This is a genomic window from Brevibacterium sp. CSND-B09, from assembly GCF_052906525.1.
Window position 1 is genome coordinate 1,175,772 of the sequence record NZ_JBREGI010000001.1, and the last position, 14,522, is coordinate 1,190,293.

Below are 14,522 nucleotides of genomic sequence, written 5' to 3' on the forward strand. Positions count from 1 at the left end.
TGTATCGTCGCCGACTCACTCTGAGCAGAATGCACTCAACGCGCTCAATGAGCAGAACGCGCAGAGTGAGCACAACCTCGCAGTCGACACTCAGGAACCTCTAAGGTGAGTCTCACATCACACCTGCCTTCAAAGGAGAAGTCCGTGCCAAAGGCGCCACCTCCCGGGGATTCCGTGTCGGAATCCTCCCATCCCTCGCGACGAACCTTCGGTCGCATCGCCTACGGGGCGATCGCCTTGGCGGCGATCGGAACGGCGACGACCTACTCGGTCAGGGCCGCCTCGGCGAAGGGTGACCTGTCATCGAATCTCACCCTCATCGCTCCGGCCGGCGCCGGCGGCGGCTGGGACGGATTCGCCCGCGAGACCCAACAGGCCATGCGCGTCGACCGGCTCGCCAACAATGCCCAGGTCGTCAACATCCCGGGCGCCGGCGGCACCATCGGCCTCGGCAAATTCTCGACCATGCACGGCCAGTCGGACACGATCCTCGCCACCGGTACCGCCATGGTCGGCGGAATCGCGCTGAATAAGTCGCCGGTCGGATTCGACAACACAACTCTGCTCGCCCGCGTGGCCGAGGACTATGACGTCCTCATCGCCGCCGCGGATTCCCCGCACAATACGATCGACGACGTCATCGGCGCGTGGAAGAAGGACCCGAAAGGGTTCGTGTGGACGGGCGGTTCGGCCGGCTCGGTCGACCACCTGACCATCGCTCAGTTGGCGCTGCTCGGCAAGATCCCCGCCTCTGACATCACCTACATCCCGAAGTCCGGCGGCGGTGAAGCCATCCAGACTCTGCTCTCGGGCACCACCGACTTCGCCTCGTGCGGCTTCAACGAGGTCTCCGATCAGATCGAGGCCGGACGCGTCAAAGCCATCGGCGTGGCCGCGCCCAAACGCATCGAGGGCTTCGACGACGTGCCGACCATGTCCGAACAGGGATACGAGGTGACGCTGACGAACTGGCGCGGCTGGCTCGGAGCACCGGACATCAACGGTGACGACTCTGCTCAGCTGCTCGAGATCCTGCAGAAGACTCGTGACAGTGCGGCCTGGAAGGACGCCCTCGATCGGAACAAGTGGACAGACGTATGGCAGACCGGCGAGGAGTTCGCCGAATTCGTCGAAGAAGACACCTCCCGAGTGGAGAAGCTGCTGAAGGAGTTGGGACTGTGAGCGCACAGACGACATCGCGCACGGACAGGACGGGCCACCTCGGCGCGGGCACCTGGTGGCAGGGACGGTCGGGCCTCATCGTCCCCCTCATCATGGGAGCATTCTCGACCTACCTGCTCATCGGCATCCTCACTATGGACGTCGCCCCGGACGCGGACAAACCGGGTCCGCAGTTCTTCCCGACGATCATCATGCTCGTCGGATACGCGCTGACGATCCTGCTGGTCATCGCCTATATCCGCAATCCGGAACCCGTCGATGTCGAGGACGAGCTGCCGGCCGCGGCCGAAGAGGACAAGGCGTTCTCGACTCCGGTCACCTCGGCTGTTGCGGCCTCTCGCCTCTCCCCTCATGAGGAAGACGAGCCAGAAGAAGACCGTCAGGCTCTCGCCGCTGCACGCAAGGCCGATTCGAAGCACCGCACGCACAGCGACTTCGTGTCTCTGGCTTGGGGTGCGGGCGGTTTCGCGGCCTTCGCGCTCATCCTCGAATTCGCCGGGTGGATCATCGCCGCCGCTCTGCTGTTCTGGTGCGTGGCCCGGTCGATGGGCTCGAAGAAGCCGCTGTTCGACCTGACTCTGGCACTGACGTTCTCGTCCCTGGTCTACATCGCCTTCTCGGTGATGCTGGGACTCAACCTTCCTTCGGGAATTCTGGGAGGTGGCTTCTGATATGGACGCTCTCATGTCCCTCTTCGAAGGGTTCACACACGCTCTGACACCGATGAACCTGCTGTGGGTCCTCGTCGGCTGCTTCCTCGGCACCGCCGTCGGCGTGCTGCCGGGCCTGGGCTCGTCCATGGCCGTGGCCCTGCTGCTGCCGATGACCTTTGCGCTGGACCCCACGGGTGCGTTCATCATGTTCGCCGGAGTCTACTTCGGCGGGCTCTTCGGCGACTCGACGATGGCCATCCTCATGAACACCCCTGGGCAGGCCTCGGCCATCGCATCGACGTTCGAAGGCCACAAAATGGCCAAGGCCGGGCGGGCCCCGCAGGCTCTGGCGACGGCCGCGATCGGTGCGTTCATCGGTGGGTTCATCTCCTGCTTCCTCGTCGTCTTCGTCGCTCCTGCGCTGGCGGAGCTGTCGACGAGCTTCGGCCCGGCCGAGTTCTTCGCTCTTGCCCTGTTCGCCTTCGTCGCCACCTCCTCGGTGGTGGCAGATTCGGTGCTCAAGGGGCTCACTGCTCTGGTGCTGGGCATCGGCTTCACCGTCATCGGCATCGATTCGGTCTCGGGCACGGAGCGGTTCACCCTCGGCGTGCCCGAGCTCTTCGACGGAGTCTCCCTCGTCACGGTGACCGTGGGTGTGCTGGCGCTGGGCGAAGTGTTCTTCATCGCCTCCCGCATCCGCCGTCAGACCAAGGACAATACGATCAACGCCTCTGGTCGGCCTTTCCTCTCCCGCAAGGAAGTCGGCGAAGCTCTGCCGGCGTGGCTGCGTGGAACCGCGATCGGCCTGCCTTTCGGCGTCATTCCTGTCGGCGGTGCCGATGTTCCGACCTTCATGGCCTACGGTCTGGAGCGCAAGCTCGATTCCCGTCGGAAGGATCCGCAGTTCGGCAAGGGCGCGATCCGTGGCCTTGCCGCCCCCGAGGCGGCCGGATCGGCGACGACGGGCATTGCCATGGGTGCCCTGTTGGCTCTGGGTCTGCCGATCTCGGCAACGGCGGCGATCATGCTCGCGGCGTTCCGCCAGTACGGCATCCAGCCCGGTCCGCTGCTCTTCGACCGCTCCCCCGAACTCGTGTGGGGTCTGCTGGCGAGCTTCTTCGTCGCGATGATCGTGCTGCTCATCATCAACCTGCCGTTCGCTCCTCTGTGGGCGAAGCTGCTGAAGATCCCGGACCCGTACCTCTACGGCGGCATCGCGGTCTTCTGCGGGCTGGGCATCTATGCGACGTCCGCCTCGACGTTCGAGCTGCTCATCCTGCTGGGCATCGGCGTGCTGAGCTTCGTGCTCAAGCGCTACGGTGTGCCGCTGGCTCCGCTGATGATCGGCATGGTGCTCGGTCCCCTGGCCGAGTCGAACCTGCGCGACTCTCTGCTGGCTTCCGGCGGTGATGCGTCGACTCTGGTGTCCTCGCCGATCACGATCGTCATCTACGCCGTGCTCATCGCCGCTCTTGTCTACACCGGCATCGGCCGAGTGCTGGCTCGCAAACGGCAGAAACAGGCTACGTCGAAGGCATCGAGCTCCGCGGAGGCGGTCAGCCTCTGAACTGGCGCAGCGCCCAGCCGTCGTTCAAGGCGAAGCGCGGTTCGCCAGCCAACTAACCGCCGTTCAAGGCCAAGCGCGGATCTCGAAACGTCTACGTCCCGATATCCGCGCTTCTGCTTGATCGAGGGCATTGACGACCTTCGCCGACTGCCCGAATCGCTCAGTTGACCCTCGTCGAACGCAGGTATTCGCTCACGATGCGGTAGGTGAAAGTGCCGGAGTACTCGTAGACACGTCCGATCAGCGGCAGGTCGACGTAGAGCTCGACTCTCTGCCGGTCGAGGGTGTCGTCGAATCGCTCACTCAATTCGATGACCGGTCGCAGCACTAACGGCATGGGCAGCCGCAACCCACCTGCCCGTAGCGCGATTCGGCGGCTGCGCAGTCGCAATCCCCCATTGACCACGTCAACAGCAAACTCCGCCTCGACGACGGGCGGCTTCCCCAGCAGGTCGACGACTCCGCCCTGAGAGTCGCACGGAACTTCTCCACCTACCTCGGATCGGGATCCGCGCGGGACGAACGACACCGCATCGACCATCGACCAATCACCGTCGTCGAATTTCATAGTCCGCGTCGCCGTCTGCTCACCGTCGTCCGTTCGGTTCTCTACGCGAAAAGGAACCTCGCGGTGCAGACCCGGCACAATCACACCGCACCGTTTCGCAATTGCGAGGACGGGCCACAGCCACCGCCGTTGGGTGCCGAACGATTCGAAGACACCTTCACCGACACCCACCGCGCCGGGAGGGATCACCGCGAAGTATCGCCTGAGGACCGGGTGGAGTTCTGCCACTCGAGCGCCGAGCGCCCGCTCATATGCGGATCGGGAGGGAGAGCTCATGGCTGCGAGTGTAGGGCAACTCCGCCGGATCAGTGGTCAGGAACCGTCCCGGCCTCAGCGGTCGGCGTTGGCGGCAGCTCCCGGCAGGAGTCGCCCGGCGCCCTTGAGACCGAAGCTCGTGAGCACGGCGGCGATGAGGACGAGGACGACGGCCGCACCGGCGGCCCACTGTACGCCGAAGTCGAAGGCTGACACGGCCGCCTCGGTGATCCGCTCACCGGCTGCACCACTCAGCCCGGAAGCGTATTCGAGTGCGGAGCCGAGCGTATCGAACTGTGCTCTGTCCGCTTTGTCCCCGATCGCCGACTGCAGCGCGGATCCGTACATGAAGGTCGAGAGTCCGCCGAGGACGGTCGTGCCCATGACGGACCCGAATTCGTACGCGGTTTCCGATATCGCCGAGGCAGCTCCGGCCCTGTGAGCGGGGACCGCGGCAAGGATGAGGTCGTTCGTGATGACCTCGGCGGTGCCGAGTCCGATGCCGAGGATGAGGAAGGCCAGCAGCATTCCCATCACGGAGTGTTCGGAGGTGAAGGCGATGATGCCCATGCCGACCGCGTTGAGCGCGAGCGCGCAGGGCACGACGACGCGCGGTTCGAAGCGGGCGATGAGCGGCACTGCCAGATAGCCGGCCGCAACCGAGGTGATGAGTCCCGGGATGAGCACAAGGGCCGCGTCGATCGGTGAGAGTCCGAGCACGAGCTGGAGCAGCTGGGTGCCGAAGTAGAGGAACCCTGCCAGTCCCATGATGCTCAACAGGTTCGACACCACCGCCGAGGTGAACACGGAGTTCGCGAACAGACGGACGTCGAGCATCGGGTTCGATGTGGCGAGCTGGCGGAGGACGAAGCTGGCACCGGCGACGATCGCCACGGACAGGCTGAGCCAGAAGAGGAAGTCGGCGCCGGACGCCATGCTGTGTTTGATGGCGAAGACGAGCGGGGCCAGGGCAAGCATCGACAGGATGATGGAGAACGGGTCGAAGCGGCCGGGGTTCGGGTCGCGCGATTCGGGCAGCAGAATTGCAGCTGCGGGAATGAAGAGCGCGATGAGCGGCAGGTTGATGAAGAAGACGGAGCTCCAGTGGAAGTGCTCGAGCAGGAAGCCGCCGACGATGGGCCCGAGTGCGGCACCACCGGAGAACATCGCGGCCCAGGTGGCGATCGCGATGCGACGGTCTTTGTCATGGTCGAAGATGTTGCGGATGAGCGACAGTGTCGATGGCATGAGGGTGGCGCCGAAGATGCCGAGCAGTGCGCGGGCAAGGATGAGCATCTCGGCGGAGGTGGAGAACGCCGCGAGCAGCGAGGCCGCACCGAAGCCGACGGACCCGATGATGAGCAGCTTGCGACGTCCGACCCGATCACCGAGGCTGCCCATGGCCACCAGCAGACCGGCGAGCATGAGCGCATAGATGTCGACGATCCACAGCAGCTGCGTGCCCGTCGGATGCAGGCCGGTGCTGATTGCCGGGATCGCGAAGCCGAGGACCGTGTTGTCGATCGAGATCAGCAGCACGGGGATCATGAGCACCGCGAGTCCGGCCCATTCGCGCCGGCCGGCGCGCAGCTGTGGAGTCAGTGTCGTCGTCATGCTATCAACTGTACCGTCTGGACGGTACAGTTGAAAAGCGGTTGGCGTGCTGCGACCGAGATGCTCAGGAACTGCGCAGATACAGGCCTGGCCGCGCGAGAAATCCGAGAGGTCTCCTGCATGCCCAGCGGGCAGAACACCAGGCACACGTCCGTCCCGTGAGTACAGCCATGAACTAGGCTCAGGGTCATGGCACGCAATCCGACCGCAACCAAGGAGAAGCTGCTCGACGCTTTCGATACGCTCCTCGACGAACACGGCACAGCCGGAGCGACTCTGGACGCAGTAGCAGCGAAGGCCGGAGTCTCCAAAGGCGGTCTGCTCTATCATTTCGGGTCGAAGGCCGAGCTCATCAAAGGCAGCCTGGAACGCCTCGACCAGCTGGTCGACCAAGATGTCGAGGAGATGAAGGCCGCCGGCGAGCGCCTCCATTACTACTACCTCGAGACCTCAGCCGAGGTCGGCACTCCCCTGGACCGCAGCCTCATCGCCGCCGGTTGTCTCGCTCTCGAGAACGAGGACGCCAAGGCGGCTCTGCGTCGCACACGCGAAGCGTGGTTCGACGCTCTCAACAACCACCTCGGCGATGCTGATCTGGCGATGACGATTCAGCTCATCGGCGACGGCATGTATTTCAATCAGAACTTCGGACTCTCGCAGGACGAGGCTCTCGACCATGTGAAGCGAGTGCTCACGCGTTTGGGGCTTTAAGACACCTACGCGCCTGGGGCGGCTGGGGCACCTGGGCCCCTAGAGCAACTTCTCCTACGATCTGCGCACCTCCCCGGCAGATGCACTTCCCTACTAGATGCCTTGGGTGGGCGAAATGGTCACGTCCCGAGTAACAGAACGTGACCATTTCGCCCACCTATGAGCATCCACCCGACCTCCAAGAGCCGGATTCAACCCGAGCTCAGCTCAGGTGATGAACCTCCTGCAGCCCATACACCGGAGTCTCGATGCCTTCGTGCCGGGCCTTGAGCTGCAGCGCCAGATACAGCGAGTAGTGCCTGGCCTGGTGCAGATTGCCTCCCATGAACCACAGGTTCTCCTGCTGGGTGGGCTTCCACATATTGCGCTGCTCGCCTTCCCACGGGCCCGGGTCCTTCGTCGTCTCCGATCCCAGTCCCCAGCATTTGCCGACCTTGTCCGCCGTCTCCTGGTCGACGAGGTCCGCGACCCAGCCGTTCATCGAGCCATAGCCGGTGGCGTAGACGACGAGGTCAGCCGGCAGCTCAGTCCCATCGGAAAGGACGACGGCATCCTCGGTGAGGTGGTCGACCTGCCCTTTGGCCAACTTCACTTTGCCGTCGGCGAGGAGCTCGGCGGATCCGACATCGATGTAGTAGCCCGAACCGCGGCGCAGATACTTGAGGAACAAGCCGGACTCGTCGTCGCCGAAGTCGAGGTCGAACCCGGCGGCCTCCATCCGCTGGTAGAAGTCCTTATCCGCTTCCTTGATCTGGTCGTAGAGCGGGATCTGGAACTCGTGCATGATCCGGTACGGCAGCGACGCGAAGATGAGATCCGCCTTCTCCGTCGTCACGCCGTTCTCCAACGCGCGTTCGGAGTACAGGTCCCCCATCGCGATCTCCACGAGCGAGTCGCTTTTGACGATGTGCGTGCTCGATCGCTGCACCATCGTGACGTCGGCGCCGTTCTCGTGCAGAGCACCGCAGATGTCGAAGGCGGAGTTGTTGCTGCCGATGACGACGACCTTCTTGCCCGCATAAGCGTCGGGGCCCGGGTGCTGCGAGGAGTGCTGCTGCTCGCCCTTGAAGATGTCCGAGCCCGGGAACGTGGGGATGCTCGGCTTGCCTGACATGCCCGTGGCCATCACCAGATGGGTCGGCCGCAGAGTGACCTTCTCCCCATTCCGGTCGACCTCGACCGTCCACCGGCCTTCCGCTTCGTCGTATTTCGCCGAGGCAGCTGTGGTCGACGACCAGTACGGAATCTCCATCACCTTCGTGTAGAACTCCAACCAGTCCGCGATCTTGTCCTTCGGTGCGAACACCGGCCAATTGTCCGGGAACTTCAGGTACGGAAGGTGGTCGTACCAGACCGGGTCGTGCAAGCACAGCGACTTGTACCTCGACCGCCACTGATCACCCGGCCGCTCCCACCTGTCGATGACCAGGGACGGAACCCCGAGTTGGCGGAGGCGAGCGCCGAGAGCGATCCCGCCCTGTCCGCCACCGACGACGAGGATGTAGGGGTCGGCGGTCGCGCCCCAGGCGGCGTCCTCCTCGGCGAGCTTCTCCGACCAGCTCTTCCGCTCGGGATCGACGCCGTGCTCGGCACCTTTGACCCGGCGGGTGCCGCGCGGCTCTTCGTGTCCGGTGATCTCCTGCAGCGAGGTGAGCACGGTCCAGGCCTTGATGCCGTCTTCATCGATGAGGCGGACGAGTCCCTTGCCACGCCCCACCGAGGTGGTGAAGGTGAACCATGCTTCCGTCACTCCGTCAGCGGTTGCCGCCGGTTCGCTGAGTTCGAATTCCTCCGGTGAGACCCGGTCGAGATTGTGTGTGAGCAGGTCGGTGACTCCGTCGGGGTTCTCCACCGTTTTGAGATTCCAGGTGAAGGACACGAGGTCCCTCCAATAGCTGTCGGTGGCGAACAGTCCGGCTGCGGCAGGGATGTCCCGGCGGCTGAGCGCCGATTCGAAGTCCTGCAGCCACCTCATCGCGATGTCGTCGGCGGTCAGCTGGGGACGGTCGAGCGTCGTTGTCATGTCACTCCTCCTCATTGAGTTCAGTGACTCCAAACTAGGCCGGGCACTCCCAGCTCGGAAGAGTTGCATCGGATTGCATGGCCCACGCCGTACCGGGATTCTCACCGACGCCTCGACCCCATGGTCAGGGGTGCGTTCCCGTCTTATACTCAAGGCATGCTTCAGCCGGATCTGGCGCATCTCGCCAGAGATCTGACACGCATTCACGATGCTGTGATCACCGGGGCTTCGCCGCCGGTGCAACCGCGCGCGCTGGTCAGGCGCTCGTGGGATCGGATGCTGCGCTTGGGGCTGGACCCGGATGGCGCGAATGCGCGGATCGTCGCCGATGAGGCTGAGCTGGAGACTCGACGCCGGAAGTCGCAGTTGCGACTGGTCGTCGATGAGATGCGCTCAGTGCTGTTGCGGGCTCCCGACGCCGCGCCGTTCATCCTCGTCGTCACGGATGCCGATGGAGTCATTCTGTGGCGAGATGGTGCGGCTTCCGCCAGACGGCAAGCCGATGAGCTCGGATTCGTCGAGGGAGCGCATTGGTCCGAAGCCAAGGTCGGCACCAACGCCATCGGCACGGCTCTGACCGAGGAGGCACCCGTCCAGCTCTTCTCCGCCGAACATTTTGAGGCCTCTCAGCACCCTTGGTACTGCAGCGCCGTGCCCGTCCACGACCCGCATGTCGGGACCCTCTTAGGAGTTGTCGACATCAGCGGCCCGGCGATGACTCTTCATCCTGCGGTGCAGTCGTTGGTGACGACGGCGGTGCGTCTGGCCGAGGCTCGGCTGATGATCGCTCAGCAGGAAGCGCTGAACACACTCCGCGATCGGATGTCGGCGATGCTCGCCGGCACGTCCGGTCCGGCCCTCGTCGTCGATGATGCGGGATGGGTGGCGTATCAGCAGGGAGTGCGCAGCCGCGACCGCATCGAGGTGCCGGCCGCCGACCGTTCGATCCTCATCCCCGGTGCCGGTCTGTGCCTGCCGGAGAAGATCACCGGTGGATGGCTGCTGCGGCCCACCGGCGATCGTCGAGCTTCGGTGACTCTGCGGACGAAGCAAGATCCGCCCGTTCTGGATATCCATTCCGGCACCGAACCTCTGGTCGTTCCGCTCACCCCACGGCGGGCACAGATTCTGGCGGCGGTCACCTCGGCGGGGGCAGCTGGGATCAGTGCCGCCGACCTCAGCCAGCGCCTCTACGGGGACGGCGACCACGTGGTCACCGTCCGCGCAGAGGTCTCGCGTCTGCGCCGATCAGTCGGAGCCCTGCTCGCCACCCGCCCCTATCGGTGGGCCGACGGCGTCGACGCGCGGGTGGAATGACTCTCTGAACGGCGTGAACCGGGCACAGCCGTCACCTGTCCGCCCCACGGTAGCTCCCGACCGACCACAGCACACCCTCGGGGTCTTGGATGGCGAAGTCGAGCGACCCGTAGTCCTGTTCGGTCAGTCCCATGACCTCGGTGGCACCGGCGGCGAGCGCACGCGCGTGGAGTTCGCGGACGTTGCCGGAGGCCAGATACACCGACCCCGAGGCGACTCCGGTCTTCGTCATGACCCCGCCGTCATCGCGGACGGACCCGAGCATCACTCCCCCGCCCTCTGGCCAGGCCAATTCGGCGTGATCGACGCGGTTCGGATCGTCGGCGTTCGTGTACTCGGCGATGATTTCGAAGCCGAGCGCCTCCTGCAGAAATGCGATCGCAGCTTTGGCATCGCGGTAGCGGAAGGTGGGCCAGACGTTGGCATGATTCTCGGACATGTTCACTCCTGAGTTCGTCGAAGATGGAACTCCATCGTCGCGGAGCACCTCCCTCCACGTCTTGGACAAATGGGAACAGTTCATCCCATCGCCGAGGCGACCCCCGCCGAATCTGTTCCCACCGTCCGTGACCGGGCCACGTCATCGGCGGCCAGCCACTGGCTCGGGCTGAGACCGACGAAATCCCGGAAGTCCCGGTTGAGGTGCGCTTGATCGGCATAACCGCAGCTCACAGCGATCTCCACCAAACTGCCCCGACCGGCGGGGATGAGTCGCCGCGCTCGATCGAAGCGGACGATTCGTGCGGCATCCTTCGGCCCGATCCCGTATTCGGACCGGAACTGACTGCCCAGATGGCGTCGGCTCCATCCGACGTCGTCGGCGATGAGGGAGACGGGCAGACCGCCGTGACTGTCAGTGATCCGATGCCAGGCGGCGGTCACCTCGGCGCGGGGACGATTCGCATCATCGATCGTGCGCATGAGCACGTCGTCGATGGCGGCGAAGCGGGCGGACCATTCGGTCTCGAGGTTGACCCGCTCGTGCAGTTCCGCGGCCAGCGGCCGGGAGATCCGAGCGACGTCGACGCTGTGGTGGGCGAACTCGGCGGCGGGGATTCCGAAGAACGCGCGCGGAGCCGACGGATTGAAGTTGATCTGGATTCCGGACATCGTGCCCGGGTGAGCGATGAGCGTCGAGCGCAGGTGGAGGCCGGCGAGCAGCACATCGAAATATTCGCGACTGCCGGAGACCGCATCGACCTGGCACAGTGGTTCGTCGATCGAGACGATGAAGGTCAGCGTTCCCGAAGGCAACCCGAGATGCGTCCCCGCGGGGACGCCGGAGATATCGTAGCCGGCGTAATCGCCCACGAATCGCCGCAGTCTCGGATGCGGAGCGCGGGTGAGCGGGCCGGCGGGTGCCGCAGACATGTCCACAGTGTAAACCCGCGCCTTCGGCCGACAGTCGGATACTTGAGGGGCCGTCTTGCAATGACGCCACGCCGTGCTGACTATTCAACCGCGCAGCAGCACCTCACGGCTGCCCACTCCACGGGCGCGCACATGTTTGTCCTGGGCTGCGATTCCGCCGATGAGAAGCTGAGCCACGAGCAGCACGAGGAGGGTGACGAGTGGCACCGTCCACGAACCGGTCACCGTGTGCAGCCAACCGAGGCCGAGGGGACCGAGTCCGGCGAAGAGATATCCCAAACCCTGCGCCATCGTCGAGACGTGACCGGTGTGATGTGCGTCCGGAGAACGCCACACGATATAGGACAGTGACAGACTGATTGCCGCGCCCTGTCCGAGACCCATTAACGTCATCCATACAGGCGCTCCAGCCGCGGGAGCGATGAGGAGCCCTGCGATTCCGGAACCAATGAGGATCGAGGCCGCGGCAGCACCGATCCAGCGCGGCCGGATTCTCTGCGCCAGAGTTGGCGTGAAGAGGCAGGTGAGGATCGCAGGGAATGCGGAGTACGACAGCATCCAGCCTGCTTTACCCGCAGCCATGCCGCCGTCCTGCAGAATCACCGGCACCCAGGTCAGCGCAGCGTAGTAGCTCAGCGACTGCAATCCCATGAATCCGGTGACCGCCCAGGCGATGGGATCAGTGAGGATCGAGCGGAAAGGCGGCTCCCCGATCTCGCTCAAAGCATCTGCGGAAGCATCGTCGGCGGAGTCCGCGACGGAGGCCCGCCGGGGCTTCGGGAGGTCCGCCGAGCGACGCAGCATGTTCGGCAGCCACAGCAGCACCGCCAGAACTGCCGGGACCGCCCAGATTCCGAGGGCCCACCGCCACGATCCGTCAAAGGCGGACATGATCGGCACTGTCAGACCTGACGCGAGCGCGGCGCCGAGGAACAGCGACGTCGAGTACAGGCCCATCATCAGGCCCGCTCGATGAGAGAAGTCGCTTTTGATTGCGGTCGGCAGCAGTACGTTGCCGACCGCGATGGCCGCACCGATGAGTACTGTTCCCCCGAAGAGAGCGAGCAGGCTCGGCTGCAACCGCAATGCGATCCCGGCGGCGAGGACGATCATGAGGATCCCGAGTACCCGATGCATGCCGAAGCGTCGTATGAGCGCGGGCGTGAGGAACGCGAACGCCCCGAAGGAGAAGACTGGGATCGTCGTCAGGAGGCTGCCCTCTGTGGCAGTGAGACGCAGATCGCCGAGGATATCCCCGAGCACCGGACCGACCGAGGCGACGCCGATGCGCAGGTTGAGACCGATGAGGATGAGACCTGCACCGGGGAGGAGCAGGCTCCTCCGACTCCGTTTTCCGTGCGCCGTCGATCGGCTCGGAAATTCGCCGGGAGCATGCCCCTGGTCGGTGGATGCGAGGACCTGGTCGAAGTTCTGTTCGAAGTTCTGGTCGAGTCTCTTCATTACGTCCTGTCGTTTCGCGCGGGTGCTGATACTTCTCATTCAAGCGTCATCCACTTCGGCGGGGAACCATTAAACTGACTCGATATGACCGTTTTCAGCCACACCTCGTTGAGCCCGGAACTCGTCCACCTGCTCGGGCACGATGAATGGACCCCGGCACACACTCACGACCTCGGTCACTTGGTCTATCCGGCGACTGGGGTGCTGTCCTTGGTCACTCGCGAGGGCTCGTGGATCGCGCCATCGAATCGTGTCGTCTGGGTGCCCGCAGAGTTCGAGCATCAGCACCGCGCGCATGGGGCCGCTGACATGCGCGTCGTCTTCCTCCCCGCACACATGGCAGCTTCGCTCGTAGACCGGCCCGCCGTTCTGGCGACGACCCCGCTGGCCAGAGAGGCGATGTTGGGGCTGACCGGTACACGACACCGGACGAAGGCAAGCGCCGACCGACTCCGACTCGTCATCATCGACGAGTTGACGGTCACCGGCGAACAGCCGCTGCACCTCCCCGAACCGGTCGACCCTCGACTGCTGGCCCTGACGAAGATCGTCGAGGAGGATCTGGCGAATCCGGTGTCTCTGGCTGAGCTCGGCCGTCGGGTGGGTGCCGGCGAGCGGACTCTGACTCGGTTGTTTCAGCAGGAGACCGGGATGACGTTCCGTCAATGGCGTGCCGAGCTGCGCATCCACCGGGCACTTCTGCTCCTGACCGACGGGTGGAGTGTCTACGACACCGCGGCCGAATGCGGGTGGGCGAATCCCAGCTCGTTCATCTCCGTGTTCACCGCGCTGGTCGGCACAAGCCCGGGCCTATACCGACAATCCCTGCATGGCTGATTAGGCGCCTCGTCTCGGGCACATCCAGCACAGTCGTGTCACCGTCAGTGCTCCAAGGCGACGCCCCAGATCGGGTCGGTGAAGGTTCGGTCGAGGTCGATACCGAACTCCTCGCGGAGAACGGCAGCGAAGTCGGCGGCATCGGCCACCGTCCGCTCGAGGCGTTCGGGGTCGTCACCGGGTCGCACGCTGCGCAGCTGGCGGCCCTCGAGCGATGCCTTGCCGCCGTTGCCGAACGTCCTGGCCACCACGGGTGCGCCGGTGAAGCGCGTGCCCGGCTTCGTCGCGGTGAACCAGTTCGACACCTCGAGGTCGGCTTGTTCTCGCGGGACGTCCGCGAAAGCATAGACGGTGCGGAACTCCTGGTCAGAGCGGGTGCGGGACTGCAATGCCCATTCGGCCTCCGCTCGCATTGCAGGCTCAAGCACAGTGTCGGCCGGAACCAGCCTGTGCTCTCCGTGCTCGGTCGTCCGCGGTTCCGACTCTACATCGAGGGCGAGTGCGACCTGCGGCGTCCCACCGCCGAACCCCGGATCGACGAGGAACCGCCGTCCGCTGAGATCGAGGATCGTCGCCTGGTGCGTCAGCCCTCCCGGCGCTGTTCTCCCCTCACCGAGGTGGACGCGGGCGAGGATCGGATGCGCGCTCAGCCCGAGCTCGCGGAGCACAGCGCGGATGAGTGTCGCGTGTTCGTGGCAGTAGCCGCCGCGACCGGCGTCCAAGAGCTTCGCCGTCAGAGAGCCGAGGTCGGTCGGGATGCCCCGCGACTCCCCTGCTGCGCATGCGGCGATGACGTCGAGGTTCTCGAAGGAGATCGACCGGACGTGGGCGGCCAGCAGTTCATCGATGAGATCGACGATTTCGTCGGCCGACCCACGCGCCCGAGCTCGCAGCACATCCTCCGAGCTGTCGAGTCCGAGTCGGTCGACGTACCGGGCGACGAGCGTTGACGATGCCATTACG

Annotated in this window: 13 protein-coding genes; 6 read left to right on the top strand and 7 right to left on the bottom strand. The window is 64.8% G+C overall.

Annotated features, from left to right (window positions below):
* Positions 1 to 144: 144 nt before the first annotated feature.
* Genes ACU4IU_RS05555 through ACU4IU_RS05565 form a run of 3 tightly spaced genes read left to right on the top strand, consistent with a single transcriptional unit; the run spans position 145 to position 3,402 of the window.
* A complete protein-coding gene (locus ACU4IU_RS05555) occupies positions 145 to 1,182 on the top strand; it encodes a Bug family tripartite tricarboxylate transporter substrate binding protein (protein ID WP_446656096.1) in 1,038 nt (345 codons plus the stop codon).
* On the top strand, positions 1,179 to 1,853 hold the full coding sequence (locus ACU4IU_RS05560; protein WP_446656097.1) for a tripartite tricarboxylate transporter TctB family protein: 675 nt from the start codon (positions 1,179 to 1,181) through the stop codon (positions 1,851 to 1,853). The genes ACU4IU_RS05555 and ACU4IU_RS05560 overlap by 4 nt, the downstream gene beginning before the upstream one ends.
* Before the next feature lies 1 nt (position 1,854).
* Positions 1,855 to 3,402 (top strand): tripartite tricarboxylate transporter permease, encoded by a 1,548-nt coding sequence (locus ACU4IU_RS05565; RefSeq protein ID WP_446656098.1) that lies wholly within the window; start codon positions 1,855 to 1,857, stop codon positions 3,400 to 3,402.
* A 160-nt stretch (positions 3,403 to 3,562) separates the two neighbouring features.
* Here the strand turns inward: ACU4IU_RS05565 and ACU4IU_RS05570 are convergent, their stop codons facing one another.
* Complete coding sequence (locus tag ACU4IU_RS05570; RefSeq protein ID WP_446656099.1) at positions 3,563 to 4,246, bottom strand: DUF4166 domain-containing protein; 684 nt, start codon at positions 4,244 to 4,246, stop codon at positions 3,563 to 3,565.
* 54 nt (positions 4,247 to 4,300) lie between these two features.
* Positions 4,301 to 5,839, bottom strand: coding sequence for an MFS transporter (locus ACU4IU_RS05575; RefSeq protein WP_446656100.1), 1,539 nt, complete (start codon positions 5,837 to 5,839; stop codon positions 4,301 to 4,303).
* Positions 5,840 to 6,028: 189 nt separating this feature from the next.
* Here ACU4IU_RS05575 and ACU4IU_RS05580 point away from each other — a divergent pair, with 189 nt between their 5' ends.
* On the top strand, positions 6,029 to 6,550 hold the full coding sequence (locus ACU4IU_RS05580; protein WP_259358756.1) for a TetR/AcrR family transcriptional regulator: 522 nt from the start codon (positions 6,029 to 6,031) through the stop codon (positions 6,548 to 6,550).
* A gap of 202 nt (positions 6,551 to 6,752) precedes the next feature.
* Here ACU4IU_RS05580 and ACU4IU_RS05585 read toward each other — a convergent pair whose 3' ends face one another.
* Positions 6,753 to 8,573 carry an NAD(P)/FAD-dependent oxidoreductase gene (locus ACU4IU_RS05585; RefSeq protein ID WP_376905423.1) on the bottom strand — a complete coding sequence of 607 codons (1,821 nt, stop codon included), beginning with the start codon at positions 8,571 to 8,573 and terminating at the stop codon, positions 6,753 to 6,755.
* 156 nt (positions 8,574 to 8,729) lie between these two features.
* Between ACU4IU_RS05585 and ACU4IU_RS05590 the strand changes: the two genes are divergently transcribed.
* Positions 8,730 to 9,890 (top strand): GAF domain-containing protein, encoded by a 1,161-nt coding sequence (locus ACU4IU_RS05590; protein WP_376905424.1) that lies wholly within the window; start codon positions 8,730 to 8,732, stop codon positions 9,888 to 9,890.
* Positions 9,891 to 9,921: 31 nt separating this feature from the next.
* On the opposite strand, the gene ACU4IU_RS05595 is transcribed toward ACU4IU_RS05590, so the two are convergent.
* The 3 genes from ACU4IU_RS05595 to ACU4IU_RS05605 form a co-directional block, all read right to left on the bottom strand.
* On the bottom strand, positions 9,922 to 10,329 hold the full coding sequence (locus tag ACU4IU_RS05595) for a VOC family protein (protein ID WP_139906958.1): 408 nt from the start codon (positions 10,327 to 10,329) through the stop codon (positions 9,922 to 9,924).
* Between the two features lie 80 nt (positions 10,330 to 10,409).
* On the bottom strand, positions 10,410 to 11,261 hold the full coding sequence (locus ACU4IU_RS05600; RefSeq protein ID WP_376905425.1) for a helix-turn-helix domain-containing protein: 852 nt from the start codon (positions 11,259 to 11,261) through the stop codon (positions 10,410 to 10,412).
* An 84-nt stretch (positions 11,262 to 11,345) separates the two neighbouring features.
* Positions 11,346 to 12,722, bottom strand: coding sequence for a CynX/NimT family MFS transporter (locus ACU4IU_RS05605; protein ID WP_139906956.1), 1,377 nt, complete (start codon positions 12,720 to 12,722; stop codon positions 11,346 to 11,348).
* An 84-nt stretch (positions 12,723 to 12,806) separates the two neighbouring features.
* Here ACU4IU_RS05605 and ACU4IU_RS05610 point away from each other — a divergent pair, with 84 nt between their 5' ends.
* A complete protein-coding gene (locus ACU4IU_RS05610) occupies positions 12,807 to 13,559 on the top strand; it encodes a helix-turn-helix transcriptional regulator (RefSeq protein ID WP_172174971.1) in 753 nt (250 codons plus the stop codon).
* A 44-nt stretch (positions 13,560 to 13,603) separates the two neighbouring features.
* Here ACU4IU_RS05610 and ACU4IU_RS05615 read toward each other — a convergent pair whose 3' ends face one another.
* Positions 13,604 to 14,518: an arylamine N-acetyltransferase family protein gene (locus ACU4IU_RS05615; protein ID WP_180987804.1), complete on the bottom strand. Its 915-nt coding sequence runs from the start codon at positions 14,516 to 14,518 to the stop codon at positions 13,604 to 13,606.
* Positions 14,519 to 14,522 lie beyond the last annotated feature (4 nt).

Excerpts from the sequence above, each read along its gene's own strand:
- ACU4IU_RS05595 (WP_139906958.1), bottom strand. The coding sequence starts at position 10,329 with ATGTCCGAGAATCATGCCAACGTCTGGCCCACCTTCCGCTACCGCGAT.
- ACU4IU_RS05585 (WP_376905423.1), bottom strand. The coding sequence starts at position 8,573 with ATGACAACGACGCTCGACCGTCCCCAGCTGACCGCCGACGACATCGCG.
- ACU4IU_RS05590 (WP_376905424.1), top strand. The coding sequence starts at position 8,730 with ATGCTTCAGCCGGATCTGGCGCATCTCGCCAGAGATCTGACACGCATT.
- ACU4IU_RS05575 (WP_446656100.1), bottom strand. The coding sequence starts at position 5,839 with ATGACGACGACACTGACTCCACAGCTGCGCGCCGGCCGGCGCGAATGG.
- ACU4IU_RS05615 (WP_180987804.1), bottom strand. The coding sequence starts at position 14,518 with ATGGCATCGTCAACGCTCGTCGCCCGGTACGTCGACCGACTCGGACTC.
- ACU4IU_RS05580 (WP_259358756.1), top strand. The coding sequence starts at position 6,029 with ATGGCACGCAATCCGACCGCAACCAAGGAGAAGCTGCTCGACGCTTTC.
- ACU4IU_RS05570 (WP_446656099.1), bottom strand. The coding sequence starts at position 4,246 with ATGAGCTCTCCCTCCCGATCCGCATATGAGCGGGCGCTCGGCGCTCGA.
- ACU4IU_RS05610 (WP_172174971.1), top strand. The coding sequence starts at position 12,807 with ATGACCGTTTTCAGCCACACCTCGTTGAGCCCGGAACTCGTCCACCTG.
- ACU4IU_RS05565 (WP_446656098.1), top strand. The coding sequence starts at position 1,855 with ATGGACGCTCTCATGTCCCTCTTCGAAGGGTTCACACACGCTCTGACA.
- ACU4IU_RS05605 (WP_139906956.1), bottom strand. The coding sequence starts at position 12,722 with ATGAAGAGACTCGACCAGAACTTCGAACAGAACTTCGACCAGGTCCTC.
- ACU4IU_RS05600 (WP_376905425.1), bottom strand. The coding sequence starts at position 11,261 with ATGTCTGCGGCACCCGCCGGCCCGCTCACCCGCGCTCCGCATCCGAGA.